The following is a 19778-nucleotide window of genomic DNA, read 5'->3' on the forward strand; positions in this document are numbered from 1 at the left end:
TACCATTATTTATATACCCACTATATTATGATTATTGATTGATTTAACGGCCACCGCCGCCTCCGCCACCAAAGCCTCCAGCTCCTCCGCCAAAGGATGCTGATCCTCCACCACCTGCATAGGAAGAACTTTCTCCTCCAGTACTTGTAGTGTGAGCATAGGAATTGATATGGTGAATCATATAATAGTTATAAAAACCGTTTTGGGCATAGCTTGGATATACATCTACAAATGTATCATAGACATCCTCGCTTATGCCATACATAGCTGCAAATATCATGTATTGGTTTAGAATATCTATATTTTCTATCTGGCTTGGGTCGATTTTGTTATAGTCTTCTAGGTAGTTTTTAAAACCTACAAAGTTTTTGTATAGGTCCATGCCTTTTGGTGTAAGGTGGATTTCTTCTTTTGTTTTACCAGATCTTTTTGCTATACTTATTTTTTCTACATAGCCTTTTTCTAATAGAGCATCTAGGCTGGATTTTTCTATTCTTTCGGCTAGGTTTTCTAAAGACTTATGTCTTTTTTTCATGTATTTTTCAAAAGAATCTTGGGTAATTTTGCCATCACTTCTTTGGTCTGCTGCACCCATCAGATAACCAAACAAATCTTTTTCTATATCTCCCATATTATCTGGTCTGTGGTTTATAACTATCTGGTCTAGAGATTTTTTAAAAATACCATGATCTTTTTTATCTTCTATAAAACTAATAGCACCCTCGTCTATCCATTTTAAGAAAAAGGCATTGATTATGCTATCAAAGTTTGGGTGGTTTGGATAGGCGTTGGCTAGCAATAGATAGGTGTCTTCTATGTGACCATCATAAGGGATAGTGTCATAGTAGTATTTTCTGATATTTTTAATATCTGGTATTTGTTTTATATTTGTAAATCTATATTTATTTGCTTCATTTACAGCTTTCTTTATCCCAAAAGCCCCAAGGGCGATTCCAAGAAGGGTTATAATGGATACTATTAAAACTGGAAAATCAGAATCATCATCAGTAAGTTGGGCTGTTCCTTCGCTATCTTCAAAACTTGCTCCCTCAAAGGCTACATCCTTATAGTCATCAAAACTTTTATCTTCTCTGTAGCTTGTATTGAAAGTTCCTTTCGGGAATTTTAGTAATATTCTTCCTTTGCTAATTTCTCCGTTTGATTTAGCGACTATATTTCCATTTTCATTATGGATATCACCCTCATAGCCAAAGGCCCACATTTTTGTATTTTCATCTATAGGCTCATAAGAGCTTATATTTATCGTAAAATTATCTGGTTTTGGATCGAGATATGCTCCTACAAATTCAAAAAAGAGCATATCACTATCATTTAACCCAATTATTATAGGGTTTATTTTATAAGATAGGTCATATGTATTATTTGCATTGCGTTCGCTAATGCCCCAGCAAAGTTCTACCTCATCTTCGCTATGGTCTATACGTCCATATTTAAAAGCTTTTTGGTCAAAATCTTCATCTATATCCCAAGAACTTTTTTCGCTAAGTTTTTTACCTCCCATAGATACAGAAAAATCTTCTATTTTTAGACCCTTGAGGTTTTCTATATTTTTGTATCTTTCTGTAAAGTCATTATCACTTTCATCTATTTGCCATTGTTCACTAACCTTACCAACTCCATTTTCATCAATATCTACATCTATATTGATATGATCAAAGCCATCGGCTAGGACGGGCTTTGGGAAAAATATTAATAGACTTAGCAAAAGTATTTTCAAACTATTTTTTAATATTTTCATGTGGCCTCCTTAATATATTATCGCTATGAATATACCCTAAAATGCAATATAAATTTATTTTGACAAATTATTTTATAAAATATAAAATTGCTTTATAAAGCATTTGTATGCTATTTTGTTAAGGAAGGTAATGATGCAAAAAAATTTTATAAGAAGAATATTCGATGAAATAATTGAAAAACCGCCATTGGTTTTAACTATTGGTTTTTTTATTGTAATTACCTTGGGAGGGATCATTTTATCTACTCCCTTTGTAACTAAAAGTGGAGAAAGTACAAATATTATAGATGCATTTTTTGTGGCTGCTAGTGCATCTTGTGTAACAGGTCTTAGTCCTGTAAACACTGCTGAGCATTGGAATACTTTTGGCCATGTAATTATACTTATATTGATACAAATAGGTGGACTTGGAGTTATGTCACTTGCATCTCTAATCCCCCTTATTTTAAGAAAAAAAATTGGATTACAATCTAGACTAATTTTAAAAGAACAGCTGAATACTGAGAGTATGGCGGGAGTCTTAAAACTATTTAGATATGTTCTATTTTTTACTCTAGCTATAGAAGGAGTGGGCGCACTTTTTTTAGCTATTAGATTTGTACCGGCCTATGGTTTTTCTAAGGGGCTATGGTTTGCAATATTTCACTCTATTTCTGCTTTTTGCAATGCGGGATTTGATATACTAGGGGATTCATTATATCCATTGCGTTATGATTATTTAGTAAATATAACTATAATGGCCCTAATTGCTATAGGGGGTCTTGGGTTTATGGTTACTAGTGAAATATATAATAAGAGAGAGTTAAACCACTTATCTACTCATACAAAATTGGTATTGCTTACTAATATAGCTTTGATTGTAGTAGGAGGTTTAGGATTTTTTATTCTAGAATCTATAAGAGGAGGAGTCCTCGTTAATGAGAGCCTAGGCCATGGTCTTTTGATATCATTTTTTCAATCGGTATCAGCAAGGACGGCAGGTTTTTATTCTCTGGACTTATCTCAAATAAAAGATTCTACTTCTATATTACTAATGAACCTGATGTTTATAGGAGGGTCTCCGGGGTCTACAGCTGGGGGTATCAAAACTACAACCTTTATAGTTATTCTATTAGCAGTTATCTCTGTTATTAAAAATCAAAAAGAACCCGTTGTCTTTAAAAGAAGCATCAGCAATGATACAATAAAAAAAGCCTTATCAATTTTAGTTGTATCAATGACCTTGATGGTAATTGTTTGTTTTATATTAGCAGCTATGAATGATTTAAAATTTATTGATATACTTTTTGAAACGGTTTCTGCACTAGGTACTGTGGGGACTACTAGAGGAATTACAGATAAAATATCTGGATTATCTAAGGTAATAATTGGATTGTGTATGTATCTTGGAAGGATAGGACCTATGACTATGGCCCTTTCATTTGGATTAAAATCAGATGATAGATTAATTAGATATCCAGAAGGATTTATAAGCATAGGTTAGGAGAATTTATGAAAAAAAATATAATAGTATTAGGTTTAGGTCGTTTTGGTATGTCGGTAGCTACCGAGCTCTTTAAGGATGGTTTCTATGTAACTGCTGTGGATTCAGATTATGATTTGATAGAGAAAATGGCAAATTCTGTATCGAGTGCTGTTCAGGCAAATATAACCGAAGAAATAGCGATGAAATCTTTAGGTATAAATAATTATGATGTAGCAATTATTGCCACAGGCTCAGATCTAGAAGCATCTATAGAAGCTACTCTAATATGTAAAGATAGCGGAGTAAAAGAGGTGATTGCAAAAGCTTCTAGTATCCAACATGCCAGAATACTTAAAAAAATAGGTGCGGATCGTATTGTTTTCCCAGAGTACGATACTGGAAAGAGACTTGCAAGATCACTAGCAGGTCCTAGCTTAATGGAAATAATAGATTTTTCTGATGATATTTCTCTTATAAAAATAAAGGCTCGTAAATCTTGGATAGGTAAGAGTCTAGTAGATTTAGACTTTAGACAGCAATACCAGATGAACGTAATAGCCTTTAAAAGAGATGGACACATGATCATAGATTTTGATCCCAACTTACTTATAGAAGAAGACGACACAATTGTCTTAATAGGAGAGAAAGAAAACGCTAAAGCTATTCAAGAATAAACCTATGGATTGAAATTAGAATAAAGGCTGTAGGATTTAGAAAAAGCTTGAGAAAATGTTTGCATAATTTATTTTCTATGCTATAATATAAGTAGCTATTACATAGCTAGGTTTTTCATTATTAATTCCTTAAAAGTTTTCCCTATAGAAAACTAGGACTAACTTATTCTTTTCTAAAAGGAAGAGGGGCTAGGTAACTAGCCCTTTTTCTATGCTTATTTTTACATAAATTAAATAATGCCTTTAATAAAATTTATATATACTTTAAAATATTATAAATCAAGGGTATAATATTTAAAAAAGATAAGGAGGATTTTTATGCCTTACTATTATGGATTTGATAGAACCTATATTTTGGTTATTATAGGTCTGATAATAACAATGATTGCGCAAGCAAATGTACAAAGAGCCTTTGCAAAATATAGCAAGATACAAACTAAAAAACAAATCACTGGTAAACAAACTGCTAATTATATCCTAGATACTAGGGGTTATAATGATATAAAAATAAAGCAAATAAATAATGCCATGGGAGATTATTTTAATCCAGCTACCAAAGAAGTAGCCCTATCTCCACAGTCTATAAACGATACATCAATTGCATCAGTTGCAGTTGCAGCTCACGAGTTAGGCCATGTTATCCAGTATAAAGAAGGATATACACCACTTAGGATAAAATCTTGGCTAGTGCCAGCAGTAAATTTTGGATCAAAGCTTAGCTTTCCACTTTTATTTTTAGGAATGATTTTAGCCCGTCAAAATCTTATAGATGTAGGACTTATCCTATTTTCTCTAACCCTTATTTTTCAAATAGTAACTCTACCAGTAGAGTTTAATGCCAGCAGACGTGCGCTTGCAGTCCTAGAAGAATCTGGAATGCTAGTAGGGGAAGAAAACCAACATGCTGCAGGTATGCTAAAAGCAGCAGCTTTCACATATGTAGCTGCAACCCTTGCCACAGCCCTACAATTTTTAAGGATGTTTTTGCTATTTGGCAATAGAAATAGGGATTAAATTTTAATAAGCTCCAATCTAATAGAAATTGTAGACCAAATTTTTATAAAACCGACCAATATCATGGTCGGTTTTTTATATGTTTATTACAAAAATTTTACCTTATGATTACAAAGAAGTGATATATTAGTAAAAAACTAGCTTGAGGAATATATGATTGAAATTAGAGATTTACAGAAAATTTATGAAAATGGCTATGAAGCTTTAAAGGATATTGATCTTAAAATTCCTGACGGAGCCCTTGTTACTCTATTAGGACCTTCTGGTTGTGGGAAGTCCACTATTTTAAATATTATTGCAGGAATTCTTGATCCTACCAGTGGGGATATTTTATTTGACGATAAGTCTATAATAGGTCTACATCCAAAGGATAGGAATATAGGTATGGTTTTTCAAAATTATGCCCTCTATCCTCACATGACAGTCCTTGAAAATATAACATTTCCCTTAACTGTTGGAGATAATAAAGTTAGCCAAAATAAGGCAAATGAACTTGCCCAAAAATATATGGAATTAACCTATATTTCAGAATATAAGGACAAAAAGCCTGCCCAATTATCTGGTGGCCAGCAACAAAGGGTTGCAATTGCAAGAGCCTTGGTTCAAAATCCAAAAACACTTTTGATGGATGAGCCACTTTCAAATCTTGATGCACGCTTGCGCCTATCAATACGTGAGGAGATTAGAAATATTGTAAAAAATGTTGGAGTTACAACTATTTTTGTAACCCATGACCAAGAAGAAGCCCTGTCAATTTCTGATTATATAGCTCTTATGGATGATGGTGTCATCCAGCAATACGATATACCACAAAATTTGTACTTAGAACCGGCCAATCTATTTGTAGCAAAATTTATCGGAAGTCCTATCATCAATGTCTATGAGATGGATAAAAATGAAGATATTCTTTCTAGCCCTGATTTTAGCATGGATTTGACAAAATTTGACCAAGGACGTTTTAAAGAAAAACTAGCTGATAAAAAATACTTAGTCGGCATTCGTCCAGAGCATTTTAAGATTGCCAAAGAGGGGATGAAAATAAAAGTTGAAAATATCGAGATGATTGGCAGGTATATGATATTGCATTTTACTATAAATGGTATTGCTTCTAGGGTGATTGCAGATAGTAAACTAAAAATAAGTTCAGGAGATACTATCAGCTTAGATATCGATTATTCTTCTATATACATTTTTGAAGAAGATGGAAAGAGAGTTTACTAATGGATAAAAAAAAGACTTATAGGGCTGAAAACTCGCCTAGGGCATGGTTATTTTTGTTGCCAGCAATCATTTTTATAGGCATTTTTACAATTTATCCACTTTTTAGAACATTTATAATGTCAACCCAGTCAAATAGCATACTAGATCCTACTTTTATCGGATTTACAAACTTTCCTGTGGTAATTAAGGACCCACAATTTAAACTTGCTATGAAAAATACCTTCATTTATGCAGTTACGGTTGTGCCATTGTCTCTTATAATTTCAATGATTATAGCGCTAATCTTGCATGAAAAAATCAAAGGATCTGAGTTTTTTGAGACTATATTTTTTATTCCTTATCTTACATCAGTAATCGCCATTGGGATTGTTTTTAGATATCTTTTCCATGGTCAATATGGATTTATCAATTATGTTCTTGAAATATTTGGCATAGGGCCTTTTGATTTTTTGAACAATCGCAATTACAATATGCCAGCATTGATCATTTTTGGAATATGGAACAGCCTAGCCTTTAATATCATAGTTATTTTGTCAGGTCTTAGGGGGATTGATAAAAATTATTATAGGGTAGCGGAAACTTTTGGGGCGAGCAAGTCTGAGCAATTTTTTAGGATTACCCTACCAGCCCTTTCCAAAATTATAACATTTTTGTTTTTAACAAGCTTTATCCAAGCTTTTAAGGTTTATAACGAAGTTTTTGCCTTATTTAATGGAAAGGCGGGGGTGGGAAATAGGCTTGTGACTGCCGTGTTTTATATTTACAATAAATTCTATGTAGAATACCGCTATGGACAAGCAATGGCAGCTGCAGTTTTACTATTCCTGATGCTTTTGCTCTTAACCTTTGTCCAAAGAAAAATTATAGAAAAACTTACAAAATAGGAGGGGGATATGAGTAAAGTAAATAAAATTTTAGGATATATTTTTATAATTTTTATGGCAATCATTACCCTTTTTCCATTTTTTTATATGATTTCATCGTCGCTGATGACCTTTCAGGAAGTAACAAGCATACCACCAAAATTATTGCCAGAAACTGCTCAAGCTTCAAATTTTAGTGAAGCTATGAAGGTGGCACCCTTTGCTAGATACTTTTTTAATACTATTTTTGTAACCTTAGTTAATACTTTAGGAACTCTTATAACAACAACTTTAGCAGCTTTTGCCCTTAACTTTTTGAACTTTAAGCACAAAAAGCTGGTAGAAAGTATCTTGCTAGCACTTTTGATGATTCCTTTTGAAATCATAGTTTTCACCAATTTTAGAACTATTGCCAAGCTTTCCCTATTAGATAGCTACTGGGCTTTAATTTTGCCTTTTATGGCTAGTGTTTTTTATATAATCTACCTTAGACAATTTTTAAGGTCTATTCCTATGGATTATTACAATGCAGCAAAGGTGGATGGGGCTAGTGATTTTGAGTTTATAACTAGAGTTATGGTACCCCTTTCAAAATCAACTTTATTTACCATCGGACTTTTAAATTTTATTGCTGGATGGAATTCATTCCTATGGCCAATCTTGGTAACAAATAGCAAAAACATGAGGATGATTTCAAACGGTCTTTCTGCTTTTGCTACAGAAGCTGGATCATATATCCACCTGCAAATGGCAGCATCGACCATTACAATTCTTCCAATTTTAATTTTATACTTTATCTTTAGAAGACAAATTTTAGAGGGGGTGTCATACGGCGGATTGAAAGGTTAAAATTGCAATTTTTAAGTTTATAGGGTATATAGCAAATGTAATGACAAATATATATAAAGGAGATTTTATGAGCAAGAAATTTTATTCATTACTAGCAACAATTATGTTGTCTTTAGCTGTTTTAGTAGGATGTGGCAACCAAGATGCCAACACAGGTACAAATGAAAATACTGCAGAAACAGCACAAACAGAAAATGCAGAAGAAGCTACAGAAAATAAAGAAAATACAGAAGAAAAAGATGCAGCAAAGGAAGAAAATACTGAAAAAGAGGCTGACTCTAGCACAGATGAAGCAGCTGAAATCACATTTTGGCATGCAATGGGTGGTGGCCAAGGTGAAGCCTTAGAAAAACTTGTAGCAGAATTTGAAAAAGAAAATCCAAATATCAAAGTAAACCTACAAAACCAAGGTAATTATGGTGATTTAAACCAAATCTTAGTTGCAACAATGCAATCACCAAATGACCTACCAACTATTACCCAAGCATACCCAGACTGGATGCTACAATTTGAAGACGCAAATCTAGTAACAGATCTTACAGATATGGTAAATGGCGAAAATGGTATTGAAGATTATGAAGATATCCTAGAAGGTGTACGTCAAGAAATTGAAAAAGACGGCAAAATCATGGGACTACCATTTAACAAATCTACAGAAGTATTCTGGTATAACAAGACACTTTTTGATGAACTAGGCCTTGAAGTACCAACAAATTATGAAGAATTAGTAGAAGTTTCTAAAAAAATCAATGAAGAAAAAGGCATCCCAGGAGTTGGTTTTGATTCACTATCAAACTTCTATGCCACATATCTACACAATAAAGGCGTAGAAATGGATGAAAACCTTGATGTAGCAAGCGATGAATCAGTAGAAGCTGTTCAATATTATTTAGATGGTATCAAAGAAGGATACTTTAGAATAGCAGGAACAGACCAATACATGTCAGGACCATTTGCAAATGAGCAAGTAGGAGCATATATTGGATCAAATGCTGGTGAAGTATATGTAAAAGATGGAGTAGATGGAAAATTTGAATATGCAGCAGCACCATATCCTGCAGAAAGTGCAGTACAACAAGGTACAAATATCTATATGTTTGACAATGCAGATGATGCACAAAAGAAAGCAGCCTTTAAATTTTTAAAATTCTTAACAAGCAAAGAATCTCAAATCCAATTTGCCTTAGATACAGGATATATGCCAGCTAGAACAAGTGCAATTGAAGATAGCACATACTCAGAATCTGATTCTGCAATTGCTCCAATACTTGCAGATGCAACCAAAAACCTATACTCAAGACCACTTGCACCAGGTAGCCAACAAGCATATAACGATATTGGATCAGTTCTTGAACAAATCCTTTCAAACATACAAGCAGATGTAAAAGCAGAACTAGAAGCATTCGCACCACAATATAAAGCAGACTTTGCACAATAAAACACTAAAAAATCTTAGGTATATATACCTAAGATTTTTTTTGCCTATAAATACTATTTTTACTTGTTTCAATCCTTACATTCTGATACAAATATAAATTCTATAAATTTAATCAGTACAAAAATAACTACTATTAAGGGCAAAATATTTTTCTATACTTACAAGTATATCTATCCATTTATAATCGTAACCAATATTTTTAAAATACATATTGCTGGCATTTAAATCTATTGTTGATATGACATATGGGAATGTAAACCCTAGTTATGAAGGGATAAATACACTTTAATTTATAGCAAATTTGCAATAGTTAGAGGAGTAAAATTTGTGGCAATACTTGGATTGTTATGAAAAAATATTCTAAATTATTACATTGTTGGTCTTACTGGCATTGACCTTGAAAAAGTAGTGAAAAAAAGTACAGTTTTAATAGAATCAATAAAGGGATTCTTATTTTTTAATAAAAAAGGTCAGAGATAGTCAAAAGGTCAGAGTTTTTTCTTGACCTTTTGATATATAATTGTAAAATAAAAAGACACTTAGGAAAGTAGGTGAATATATGGCAGGTCTTACATCAGATATTGAGAGATTTTTAAAGGCTATGCTTGAAGAATCTACTGATGGGATGCTTGAGATTGGACGCAATGATTTGGCCATGCAATTTGATTGTGCACCTAGCCAGATAAATTACGTGCTTTCGACAAGATTTACCCCACACAACGGGTATCTTATAGAAAGTAAACGTGGTGGCAATGGTTTTATCAAAATCATAACCATAGTAGAAGAAGATAATTATTTAACATATTTAATCAAAAACCTAAACAGGCAAATGACTGAGGCAAACGCTGATAGCTTGTTTAAGGATTTATATAGTAAAAAATACTTTACCAAGGATGAGTTTTTGATGGCAAAATATGCTACAAGCGATAAGGCTCTTTGTGGAGTTGATAGCAAAAATCGCAATGGCGTACGTTCTGACATCATAAAAAATATTCTTTTAAGTGTTTTAGCAAGGAGTTAATTATGAAATGTGAAAAATGTGGCAAAGATGCTTCAGTAAGTGTCAAAGCTATAATAAATGGACAAGAGCATGATTTTTATCTATGTAATGATTGTTTAAAAACATACACAGATATGACTGATGAAGGCTCTATGCCAAATGAAGGTGGATTTCATAAACTTAATTTAAATAACAAAAAATTAGAAAGTCTAATCCAAAAATTTGTACCATCTTTAGATGATATGATTGATGGATATTATGAATATAAATACAACCTTAACAATCATCCATACTCATATATGGAAGGACTAAGCCAAAGAGCTTGTCCAAATTGTGGCAACTTAGAATCAAATATTAGAAATGGTATTTTTGGTTGTAAAGAGTGCTATAAACTTAGCGATAGTCTAACTCAAAAAGTTTTAAAAACTTACAATAATTACGATAAATATACAGGTAGACTACCTAAAAAAGACCGTGAATTTAAAGAAGTAGCTCTTGAGATAAAAAATCTACAAGAAAAGCTAGATCTTTCAATAGAAACTGAAGATTATGAGCAAGCTGCTGATTTAAAAGAGCAAATAGATGATTTAAATATGAAGGTGAAAAATTGATAGATTATGCAAAAGATATAATTCTAAATTCAAATCTTTCTTTAAGACGCAATATAGATGGCTTTGATTTTCCAACAACTATGACCTATGAAGATAGTGAAAAAGTTATAGAAATAATCAAAGATATATATCCAGATCAACTAGCCTTATTAAATGAAATTGATGAAAATACCTTAAATAAGCTTATAAATGACATGGTCTTATCAGAAGATTGCACTAGCAAATTAGCTGAGATTGCAGTTATATTTGGTGATGATTATATCATTACTGTAAATGACCGCGACCATATAGCTATAAATTACAGAAATTTTGATATGGATGTCAAAAAGGCTTATAAAAGGGTCAATGAAATTGAAAAAGAATTAGACCAAAAATTAGATTTTGCTTTTACACCAGAATTTGGGTATCTGACTAGTGACGGACGAAATAATGGTGCAGGGCTAGAAGTAAGACTTAAAATGTTTTTATTTGCCCTAGTGGATGCTGAAGAATCTTATTATGGTTTTAAACAAGGTTTACTAAGTCATGGTATGTATGGCACTCGCTATATACCAAGCTACTATGATAAATATGTAGATGATATATATCTTGTAAAAAACTTTGGTAACTACCGTGATGATATGGATGAATATATTAAAAAACTTAGTGCAAATATTGACTCACTAGTAAGAAATGAAAGAAGATTTAGAAGAGATTACCAGGTATTAAATAACGTATCAGATGATGATATTATCGAACAAATAGCTATAAGCTTAAATAATCTAAACTCTAGACAGCTAACAAGTTTAAATACCATTGCAAGTGAGCTTTATAAACTTAAAAAGTATAACAAACTTGGATTTAATACTGATTTAACTAGCAATGAGCTTGATTATTTAATCTTTAATCTGACAAAAAATAAGTACAAGGGCAAAAAAGACCCAGAGAGATATGAGTTTTTAAACTCTTATATGAAGGAGAGGCAATGGAAGCTAACAGATTAAATAAACTAACCCAGCAAGCAAGACGCGAAAGCTACTCTCTAAACCACGATTATATCGGTACAGAGCACTTGCTTCTTGCTTTAATGAAAACAGGTTCTGTTGCGACAAAAGCACTAGAAGCTGCCGGTGCCAATTATGATTTACTCCGCCAAGTTGTAATAAATAATATAGGCAAGGGCCAAGCTATGCGTCCTGCAACAGAATATAGTAAAAAAGTAAGACAAATATTAGAACTAGCAAGACTAAATGCAAATAAATACGGCCAAGCCTCAGCAGGTGAAGAAGATGTCTTATTTGCAATTCTTGAAGATGATGACTCCCTAACAAACATTATGTTTTTATTATCAGGAGTTGAAAAAGAAGTTGTAAGAAGAAACTTAAAGGACTTATTACAAGACCAAGCCCCACAAGCTGGATCTAGCAAAGACCTTTCAGAAAATGTTTCAAACTATGCTAGAGACTTAAATGAGGAAGCAGAAACTGGAAAAATTGATCCAGTTATAGGCCGTGATGATGAAATAGAACGTGTTATTCAAATTTTAATGCGTAGAACAAAAAATAACCCTATCCTAATCGGTGAGCCAGGTGTTGGTAAAACTGCAATATCAGAAGGCCTTGCCCAAAGAATTGTAGAAGGTGAAGTGCCAAAAATAATTGAAGATAAAACTATCTTAAGTCTTGACTTAGCAAGCATGATAGCAGGTACCAAATACCGTGGAGACTTTGAAGAAAGGCTTAAAAAATTATTTGATGAACTAGCAACTCGCGATGACATTATATTATTTATCGATGAGTTTCACATGGTGCTAGGTGCTGGAGCAGCAGAAGGATCTATGGATGCTGCAAATATCCTAAAACCAATCTTAGCCAAAGGTGATATTCAAATAATAGGAGCTACAACTATAGAAGAATATAGAAAATATATAGAAAAAGATAGTGCCCTAACCCGCCGTATGCAACCTATCCAAGTGGAAGAGCCATCACTATCCGATACCCGTAAAATTATTTATGGAGTAAAAGATAAGTACGAATCTCACCACGGAGTAGAAATAACTGATGAAGCTATAAATGCAGCAGTAGAACTAACTGATAGATATATCAATGATAGATTTTTACCAGACAAGGCCATAGATGTTATCGATGAGGCTATGAGTAAGGTGCGTATTAAGGCTTATCAGGAAGAAGAAACTGAAAGTAACCCAGAAGAAAAAATTAACGAATTAGTTTCTGAAAAAGAACAAGCAGTCAAAGACCAAGACTTTGAAAAAGCTGCAGAACTAAGAGATCGCATCAACCAAGCTAGGTTTGAAATCGAAGCAGAAATTGAAAAGAAAAATAAAGACAAACCAAACTTATTTATCGACTTTGATGATATAGCAGGCATAGTAGCATCTTGGTCAAAGGTTCCAGTTACAAAATTAACCGAAGATGAAAAAGAAAAATATGCCAACCTAGATGAAGACTTAAAAGGCACAGTAATTGGCCAAGAAGATGCAATAAAATCTGTAGCTCATGCTATAAAACGTGCAAGAGTTGGTCTAAAAGATCCATCAAAACCAATCGGTTCCTTTATATTTGTAGGACCAACAGGTGTTGGTAAAACATACCTTGCAAAATCACTTGCAGAAAATATATTTGGATCAGAAGACCACCTAATCCGTATGGATATGAGTGAATATATGGAAAAATTTGCAGTTTCACGTCTAGTAGGATCTCCTCCAGGATATGTAGGCTATGAAGAAGGTGGCCAATTAACAGAACAAGTGAGAAATCACCCATATTCTGTAGTTTTATTTGATGAAATTGAAAAAGCCCACCCAGATATTTTCAACTTACTATTACAAATCCTAGATGATGGACGTCTAACAGATGGTCAAGGTCGTACAGTAGACTTTAAAAATACTATCATCATAATGACAAGCAACGTAGGTGTATCAAGCCTAAACGAAAAACAAGCCATAGGTTTTGAAACTGGAGATCCAGAAGAGAAAAACGCTGACCGTACTCGTGAAATCATAGAACGTGAAGTAAAAAATGCCTTTGCTCCAGAGTTTTTAAATAGACTTGATGAAGTGATTATGTTTAACCCACTAAGTGAAGAAAACATAGAAGAAATCACTAAATTGATGCTAGAAAAAACTAGAGAAAGACTAAATAATATCGACATTGATATTACTTATGATGATAAAGTAGTAAAACTTCTAGCAAACGAAGGCTTTAACGAAGAATACGGAGCAAGACCACTAGAACGTCATATCACAAAAATGATAGACAATAGGCTTGCAGAAGATATCCTAGATAATAAACTAAATCGCGACGCCATCATCAAATTATCAGTAAAAGATGATGAACTACAATTTAAAAATGCAAAAGGCAAAAAGAAAGAAGCCCTAGCAACAGATACAGCAGAATAATCATGAGATAATAGCTACTCAAAGCCACCCCGAGGGGTGGTTTTATTTTATAAAAAACCTCTAAATTAAGGGTAATAATACACTATAAATACAAGAAAGGTGGATTATGGAAAAATAAAAAACATAGAAAATTAAAGACAAATAAACCTAGTAATCCTTGGCATATCAATATTAATTATCATATTACAATCGTGCATGTCAGGTCAATTTCTAACACAATAGACTATTAACCATACATAGCTAATGTAAACTTTTATATAAATGTCATCGTACTTTATACGATACTATTGATAATTTATACACCCTGCAGATTTTCGGCAACAAGTTTTAGGATTAAATATAAAATAGTAAATGGACTTACCTACCTTGTGTCAATATATATTACAAGGATATTCTATACATCGCACAATTTTTGTGTGTATAATAATAGAAATATTTTTGGATTTATTTATTGTAATTTTGCTAAGAAGGAAAATATCGGGAAATGGTCAAGAAAATTTCTATATATAAGTAAGGAGATTAAATGAACATATTTTTATCATCATCCCTAGTTGGGGCAAAAAATGGATTTGAGAGATTTATTGAAAAATATCAAGCAAGAGAAATAACATTTGTAGCAACTGCGGCAGAAGTTTCGCCATACACCCAGTATGTAGATGACGCACGTGAATATTTTATAAAAAAAGGATTTGAAATAAAAGACCTAAAAGTAAACAAGCTAGAGCAAAGTGATGCCAAGGAAATTATAAGTGATACCGAGATTTTATATGTATCAGGAGGTAATACTTTTTATTTGCTCCAAGAATTAAAAAAGAAAAACTTATTGGAATTAATCAAAGAAAGAGTAGATAAGGGCATGGTCTATGTGGGCGAATCAGCAGGATCAATTATTGCTAGTCCAAATATAGAATATATAAAATACATGGACGACCCAAAAGCTGCTCCTGAATTAAAATCAACAACGGCCCTAAACTTAGTAGAATTTTATCCGCTCCCACACTGGGGTGAGGAACCCTTTGAAGAAGCTGCAGAAAAAATTCACAAGACCTATGCAGATACTCTACCAATATGGGTTATAAATAATAAGAGTAGCATAAGTCATCTTAAGGAAAATGAGTATGGAATAGATTTTGGTGATTAGTTTTAAAAGCAGGATTTCCTGCTTTTTTGGTTGTAATTTAATTATTATCTTCAAGGGCAAGTAATTTTTTCTTTACATCAAGCCCATAAGCATAACCACGCAGCTTCCCATCACTGCCAATAACCCTGTGGCAGGGGATGATTATCATCAAAGGATTTTTGCCAATAGCGATTGCGACAGCTCTTGTCGCTTTTTCATTATTTATTTCTCTTGCTATTTCTTTATAAGTTCTAGTTTGTCCATAGGAGATGTTTAAAAGTTCTTGCCATACCTTTTTTTGAAAATCTGTTCCCTCTAAAAGTATGAAATCATAGATAGTAAAATTTTTTCTAGTTCCTTTTAAGTACTCCTTTAGCTCACCTATAACCTTATCTGTGATTTCATTTTTTTCATCTTTATCATCTATGCCAGCGACTAGCTCAATTTTTGATATTTTTTCTTGGTAGGTAATTTTAATAATACCTACATCTGTTTGATAAAATGCAGTCTTCATAATTTAATTTTAATATATATGGGTAAAATCTCATAATAATAGGTAAAAAAATTAAAATTTTTAAATTTTAATGTATAATAATCATAAATAAAATTCAAGAATCGAGGTAATTATGAACTACGATAAAAAAATTGAAGCTATTGCCGGATACATAGAATCTGGAGAAAAAAGTGTGGATGACTTCAAAGTTGGTTTTGAAGTTGAACATTTTGTTATAAATGCTGATACTATGGAGACTCTTACCTATGGAGAAGAAGGTGGAGTTCGTGATTCTTTAGAAGAGATTGAAAAAATGGGCTACGAAGCTTCTTATGAAGATGATAACATAATGGGACTTACTGCAGATAATTTTGCAATTTCCATAGAGCCTGCTGCTCAATTTGAAGTAGCCCTTGATGCTAAAAAAACTATTGATCAGTTACATACTGCTTACATAGAGGTGATGGGCAAGCTTATTCCTGTTTTTGATAAAAAAAATCAACTATTAGCTCAAGTTGGTTACCAACCTAAAACAAAAATAGAGCAATTGCCGTTTATACCTAAAGAACGCTACAAATATATGTCCCAATACTTTAAAGATTTTGGTGGTTCTAGTCCATACAATATGATGAAAGGATCTGGGTCTTTACAAGTAGCAATTGACTATAAAGATGAAGAAGATTTTAAGAAAAAATTCTTTGTGGCCAATGCTGTTTCTACATTTTTATATAGTATTTTTGACAATGCTTATATATTTGAGGGAGAAGTTTATCCAAAACACAACCTCCGCCAAACTATTTGGGATAATTGTGATAAAAAACGTTCTGGTATTTATGATTTTGCCTTTGATAGTGACTTATCTTATAAAAAATACGCAGAAAAAATATTAGCTACTGATAGTATATTTATTCATAAAGATGGAAAGGATATTTATACTGCCAATACTCCTTTTGAAGAGATATTTGATGATGAAGAGATGAATCTAGATACGATTAACCATGCTCTTTCTATAGTATTTCCTGATGTAAGGGTTAAAAAATACATAGAAGTAAGAATGCCTGATAATGTTCCATATCCATACAATTTTGCAGCAGTAGCTCTTATCAAAAATATGTTCTATGACAAAGAAGTTTTGGACTTCTTATATGATTTATTTGCTGATATGACCTATGAGAAATCACAAAAGTTAAAAGATAAAGCAGTAATGCAAGGTGTAGATACTGTATATAAAGATAAGAAAATCTCTGAATGGATGCTATTAGTTACAGAAATGATAAAGGAAGATCGTGAGTATATCGATCCTTTAGAAGAGCTTCTTAAAAAAGATCAAACTCCAAGAGATATTTATGAAGCTTTATACAAAGAAAATCCAAAGGATGCTATTTACCAATATTCTGTAAATAAATTTGTAAAGGAAAACTAGTGGCAAAAATAAAAAAAGCTTTTGAATGTACTAACTGCGGCCACACCCAACCTCTATGGGCAGGCAAGTGCCCAGAATGTGGTAAGTGGGGCTCTTTAGTCGAAGTAACAGTAAAAGAAAGCAAAAACAAAGCTAATGTAGTTGTAGATGAAAAGGCTGCAAAAAAACTTAATAGTATAAAAATAAATGAATCGGAAAGAATAAAATCTACCTTTGATGAATTTGACCGAGCAGTTGGTGGAGGACTGGTAAGAGATAGTGTAACAATTTTAACTGCAAGACCTGGGGCAGGTAAATCTACCCTCCTCCTCCAATTATCAAAAGCCTATGCAGATGAGGGATTAAAAGTTCTTTATGTATCTGGAGAAGAATCAGAAAGCCAAATCAAATCACGTGCTGATAGAATTATGGAAAATTTACCAGAAAATGTTTGGATACTTTCCACAAATTCCATGGATAGTGCAGTAAATGAAATAAAAAATATAGACCCAGATGTGGTTTTTCTAGATTCTATCCAAACTTTTACCCTAGCAGAGTTTGATAACAAGGCAGGAAGTCCTACTCAAACTATAGAAGTAGCTAATAAGGCCGTAGAAATTGCAAAAGATGAATATAAAAAACGTGCCATTATTATGATTGGCCATATGACTAAGGCCAACGAAATGGCAGGACTTCGTACCCTAGAGCACTTGGTAGATACAGTTTTAGTTTTAGATGGAGAAAGTGATGAGGACCTAAGGGTTTTAACATCAACAAAAAATAGATTTGGTCGTACGGGTGAAATCGGCCTATTTTCAATGACAGAGGATGGACTAATAGAAATATCTAATCCTAGCGAATATTTCATCACTGCCCGTGAAAATGAAATTGAAGGGTCAGCCATATCTGTTACCAAGGAAGGATCTAGGCTTTTAGAAGTAGAAATCGAATCCTTAGTTAGCAAATCATTTTTGCCATATCCACAAAGGATAGGGGATTCGCTAAGAAAAGATGATTTAAATACCCTAATTTCAATATTACAAGAGCGAGCAGGACTTAATCTTTTTGACTACAATGTAATTATAAAAACAACAGGTGGTCTCAAATTATCCGAGCCATCGGTAAACCTTGCTATAATGATGTCTATAGCATCTTCCCTGCTAAAAAAACCTATAGATGATAAAACAGTATTTATTGCAGAAGTAGGTCTTACAGGAGAGCTTAAAAAAGTACCGCAAATCAAACAACGCATCAAAGAACTAGAGCGTCTTGGCTATAAAAAGTGCTTTGTAGCTAGAAATTCTATTGATGAAAGTGAGTTTACCGGTATAAAGGTCATACAAAGAGCAAATATTAGGCAAGTAATTGATGATTGTTTTAGATGATTTCTAAGGGGGAGTTTATGAAAGATTGGTTGAAAAACGATGATAGGGGTAATTATTCATTTTTCTTTATATCTTGGATGTTGTTATCTTATACAAACAACACATTTTTTGCTAAAAATAGGAATGTTTTATTTTTTATGGTGCCTATTTTTATAGTTCTAGCTATAGATTATTACTTAAAACATCCCCCAAAATTCCCTAAGTATTTAATAGGAACTATAATTTTTGCCCTATATTTTATATCCGTTCCTAAGTATACAACCGAGCATGCTTATAAGGTTATAGATAAAAATTATGGGTCTGGCTTTCTTCTCATGCCTAATAGTAGTGAAAAGGTAAGCTCCCTTAATCCCTTTAGCGAGGAAAGGTACTACTACTTTATAAATCAAAATGGTAAACAATACTTGTTTAACGCGAGAACTGGGAAAGTCAAAGAGACTAATTTTAAAACAGATAGCCAAGGTAATATCGATATTAATACTGCTAAGTAAAAAATATTGTTAATCTTGATTTTATCAAAAATTGTGATATAATAGATATACAAAACATAAATGCAATATATATTGCATAAATTGCCAAAAAATGGCGTACATATATAAGGAGAGTTTTATGAAAAACTTAAATAAATTTGCCCTAGTAGCAGCTATGGCGTTTACATTTGCAGCTTGTGGAAACAATGCAGATACAGCAGAAAATACTACAGATAACGCAGAAACAGTACCAGCAGACCAAGCAGCACCATCAGTTGGTGAAGCAACAGCTGCAGGTTACGGTGGAGACATCAATGTAAAAGTTAACTTCGGAGAAGATGGTGTTATTGAATCAATCGATACAGAACACACAGAAACAGAAGATGTTGGAGCTAAAGCTATTCCAGAATTAACAGATGCAATTATTGAAGCAAATGGAACAGAAGGCGTTGACAATGTTTCAGGAGCAACAGTAACATCTGAAGCTTTCAAATCAGCAGTTGATGAAGCAATCAAAAACGCAAAATAATTTATTTTTAAATTAACCACCCCACGGGGTGGTTTTTCTTTGTTAAAAATCTTTTTGAAATGTATAGTGGTTATGACAAAAATTTACA

At 32.8% G+C, this 19778-nt stretch carries 18 protein-coding genes; 16 read left to right on the plus strand and 2 right to left on the minus strand.

The window, feature by feature from the left end:
- Nucleotides 1-43: 43 nt before the first annotated feature.
- Nucleotides 44-1759 (minus strand): DUF2207 family protein, encoded by a 1716-nt coding sequence (locus ACCQ40_RS02790; protein WP_410032534.1) that lies wholly within the window; start codon nucleotides 1757-1759, stop codon nucleotides 44-46.
- Between the two features lie 133 nt (nucleotides 1760-1892).
- Here ACCQ40_RS02790 and ACCQ40_RS02795 point away from each other — a divergent pair, with 133 nt between their 5' ends.
- The 12 genes from ACCQ40_RS02795 (at nucleotide 1893) to ACCQ40_RS02850 (ending at nucleotide 15432) form a co-directional block, all read left to right on the plus strand.
- Entirely contained in the window at nucleotides 1893-3242 is a 1350-nt protein-coding gene (locus tag ACCQ40_RS02795) for a TrkH family potassium uptake protein (protein WP_394012264.1), read from the plus strand.
- An 8-nt stretch (nucleotides 3243-3250) separates the two neighbouring features.
- Nucleotides 3251-3898: a potassium channel family protein gene (locus ACCQ40_RS02800; RefSeq protein WP_394010966.1), complete on the plus strand. Its 648-nt coding sequence runs from the start codon at nucleotides 3251-3253 to the stop codon at nucleotides 3896-3898.
- Nucleotides 3899-4216: 318 nt separating this feature from the next.
- Complete coding sequence (locus ACCQ40_RS02805; RefSeq protein WP_410032535.1) at nucleotides 4217-4912, plus strand: zinc metallopeptidase; 696 nt, start codon at nucleotides 4217-4219, stop codon at nucleotides 4910-4912.
- Between the two features lie 153 nt (nucleotides 4913-5065).
- Nucleotides 5066-6133, plus strand: a complete 1068-nt coding sequence (locus ACCQ40_RS02810; RefSeq protein WP_394024289.1) for an ABC transporter ATP-binding protein — start codon at nucleotides 5066-5068, stop codon at nucleotides 6131-6133.
- Entirely contained in the window at nucleotides 6133-7017 is an 885-nt protein-coding gene (locus tag ACCQ40_RS02815) for a carbohydrate ABC transporter permease (RefSeq protein ID WP_410023988.1), read from the plus strand. The genes ACCQ40_RS02810 and ACCQ40_RS02815 overlap by 1 nt, the downstream gene beginning before the upstream one ends.
- A 9-nt stretch (nucleotides 7018-7026) precedes the next feature.
- On the plus strand, nucleotides 7027-7845 hold the full coding sequence (locus ACCQ40_RS02820) for a carbohydrate ABC transporter permease (protein ID WP_410023987.1): 819 nt from the start codon (nucleotides 7027-7029) through the stop codon (nucleotides 7843-7845).
- 67 nt (nucleotides 7846-7912) lie between these two features.
- A complete protein-coding gene (locus tag ACCQ40_RS02825; protein ID WP_410032536.1) occupies nucleotides 7913-9283 on the plus strand; it encodes an ABC transporter substrate-binding protein in 1371 nt (456 codons plus the stop codon).
- A gap of 559 nt (nucleotides 9284-9842) precedes the next feature.
- A complete protein-coding gene (locus tag ACCQ40_RS02830) occupies nucleotides 9843-10304 on the plus strand; it encodes a CtsR family transcriptional regulator (protein WP_410032537.1) in 462 nt (153 codons plus the stop codon).
- A gap of 2 nt (nucleotides 10305-10306) precedes the next feature.
- Nucleotides 10307-10894, plus strand: a complete 588-nt coding sequence (locus tag ACCQ40_RS02835) for a UvrB/UvrC motif-containing protein (protein ID WP_410032538.1) — start codon at nucleotides 10307-10309, stop codon at nucleotides 10892-10894.
- Complete coding sequence (locus tag ACCQ40_RS02840) at nucleotides 10891-11877, plus strand: ATP--guanido phosphotransferase (RefSeq protein ID WP_394019161.1); 987 nt, start codon at nucleotides 10891-10893, stop codon at nucleotides 11875-11877. The genes ACCQ40_RS02835 and ACCQ40_RS02840 overlap by 4 nt, the downstream gene beginning before the upstream one ends.
- The gene (locus ACCQ40_RS02845) at nucleotides 11859-14291 is read left to right on the plus strand and encodes an ATP-dependent Clp protease ATP-binding subunit (RefSeq protein ID WP_410032539.1); all 2433 of its coding nucleotides are present in this window, start codon (nucleotides 11859-11861) and stop codon (nucleotides 14289-14291) included. The genes ACCQ40_RS02840 and ACCQ40_RS02845 overlap by 19 nt, the downstream gene beginning before the upstream one ends.
- Nucleotides 14292-14814: 523 nt before the next feature.
- Entirely contained in the window at nucleotides 14815-15432 is a 618-nt protein-coding gene (locus ACCQ40_RS02850) for a Type 1 glutamine amidotransferase-like domain-containing protein (protein ID WP_410023982.1), read from the plus strand.
- A gap of 37 nt (nucleotides 15433-15469) precedes the next feature.
- Here ACCQ40_RS02850 and ACCQ40_RS02855 read toward each other — a convergent pair whose 3' ends face one another.
- Nucleotides 15470-15925 (minus strand): methylated-DNA--[protein]-cysteine S-methyltransferase, encoded by a 456-nt coding sequence (locus tag ACCQ40_RS02855; RefSeq protein WP_410032540.1) that lies wholly within the window; start codon nucleotides 15923-15925, stop codon nucleotides 15470-15472.
- Nucleotides 15926-16037: 112 nt separating this feature from the next.
- Here ACCQ40_RS02855 and ACCQ40_RS02860 point away from each other — a divergent pair, with 112 nt between their 5' ends.
- The 4 genes from ACCQ40_RS02860 to ACCQ40_RS02875 all read left to right on the plus strand — a co-directional run bounded on the left by ACCQ40_RS02860 (nucleotide 16038) and on the right by ACCQ40_RS02875 (nucleotide 19690).
- The gene (locus ACCQ40_RS02860) at nucleotides 16038-17327 is read left to right on the plus strand and encodes a glutamate-cysteine ligase family protein (RefSeq protein WP_410032541.1); all 1290 of its coding nucleotides are present in this window, start codon (nucleotides 16038-16040) and stop codon (nucleotides 17325-17327) included.
- A complete protein-coding gene (radA, locus tag ACCQ40_RS02865) occupies nucleotides 17327-18691 on the plus strand; it encodes a DNA repair protein RadA (protein ID WP_410032542.1) in 1365 nt (454 codons plus the stop codon). Before ACCQ40_RS02860 ends, radA begins: the two co-directional genes overlap by 1 nt.
- A gap of 17 nt (nucleotides 18692-18708) precedes the next feature.
- On the plus strand, nucleotides 18709-19182 hold the full coding sequence (locus ACCQ40_RS02870; protein WP_394019151.1) for a hypothetical protein: 474 nt from the start codon (nucleotides 18709-18711) through the stop codon (nucleotides 19180-19182).
- A 118-nt stretch (nucleotides 19183-19300) separates the two neighbouring features.
- The gene (locus tag ACCQ40_RS02875) at nucleotides 19301-19690 is read left to right on the plus strand and encodes an FMN-binding protein (protein WP_394010979.1); all 390 of its coding nucleotides are present in this window, start codon (nucleotides 19301-19303) and stop codon (nucleotides 19688-19690) included.
- Nucleotides 19691-19778: the final 88 nt, after the last annotated feature.

This window comes from Anaerococcus cruorum (genome assembly GCF_046365495.1).
Classification (GTDB): domain Bacteria; phylum Bacillota; class Clostridia; order Tissierellales; family Peptoniphilaceae; genus Anaerococcus; species Anaerococcus cruorum.

Excerpts from the sequence above, each read along its gene's own strand:
- ACCQ40_RS02790 (WP_410032534.1), bottom strand. The coding sequence starts at position 1,759 with ATGAAAATATTAAAAAATAGTTTGAAAATACTTTTGCTAAGTCTATTA.
- ACCQ40_RS02795 (WP_394012264.1), top strand. The coding sequence starts at position 1,893 with ATGCAAAAAAATTTTATAAGAAGAATATTCGATGAAATAATTGAAAAA.
- ACCQ40_RS02800 (WP_394010966.1), top strand. The coding sequence starts at position 3,251 with ATGAAAAAAAATATAATAGTATTAGGTTTAGGTCGTTTTGGTATGTCG.
- ACCQ40_RS02805 (WP_410032535.1), top strand. The coding sequence starts at position 4,217 with ATGCCTTACTATTATGGATTTGATAGAACCTATATTTTGGTTATTATA.
- ACCQ40_RS02810 (WP_394024289.1), top strand. The coding sequence starts at position 5,066 with ATGATTGAAATTAGAGATTTACAGAAAATTTATGAAAATGGCTATGAA.
- ACCQ40_RS02815 (WP_410023988.1), top strand. The coding sequence starts at position 6,133 with ATGGATAAAAAAAAGACTTATAGGGCTGAAAACTCGCCTAGGGCATGG.
- ACCQ40_RS02820 (WP_410023987.1), top strand. The coding sequence starts at position 7,027 with ATGAGTAAAGTAAATAAAATTTTAGGATATATTTTTATAATTTTTATG.
- ACCQ40_RS02825 (WP_410032536.1), top strand. The coding sequence starts at position 7,913 with ATGAGCAAGAAATTTTATTCATTACTAGCAACAATTATGTTGTCTTTA.
- ACCQ40_RS02830 (WP_410032537.1), top strand. The coding sequence starts at position 9,843 with ATGGCAGGTCTTACATCAGATATTGAGAGATTTTTAAAGGCTATGCTT.
- ACCQ40_RS02835 (WP_410032538.1), top strand. The coding sequence starts at position 10,307 with ATGAAATGTGAAAAATGTGGCAAAGATGCTTCAGTAAGTGTCAAAGCT.
- ACCQ40_RS02845 (WP_410032539.1), top strand. The coding sequence starts at position 11,859 with ATGGAAGCTAACAGATTAAATAAACTAACCCAGCAAGCAAGACGCGAA.
- ACCQ40_RS02850 (WP_410023982.1), top strand. The coding sequence starts at position 14,815 with ATGAACATATTTTTATCATCATCCCTAGTTGGGGCAAAAAATGGATTT.
- ACCQ40_RS02855 (WP_410032540.1), bottom strand. The coding sequence starts at position 15,925 with ATGAAGACTGCATTTTATCAAACAGATGTAGGTATTATTAAAATTACC.
- ACCQ40_RS02860 (WP_410032541.1), top strand. The coding sequence starts at position 16,038 with ATGAACTACGATAAAAAAATTGAAGCTATTGCCGGATACATAGAATCT.
- ACCQ40_RS02870 (WP_394019151.1), top strand. The coding sequence starts at position 18,709 with ATGAAAGATTGGTTGAAAAACGATGATAGGGGTAATTATTCATTTTTC.
- ACCQ40_RS02875 (WP_394010979.1), top strand. The coding sequence starts at position 19,301 with ATGAAAAACTTAAATAAATTTGCCCTAGTAGCAGCTATGGCGTTTACA.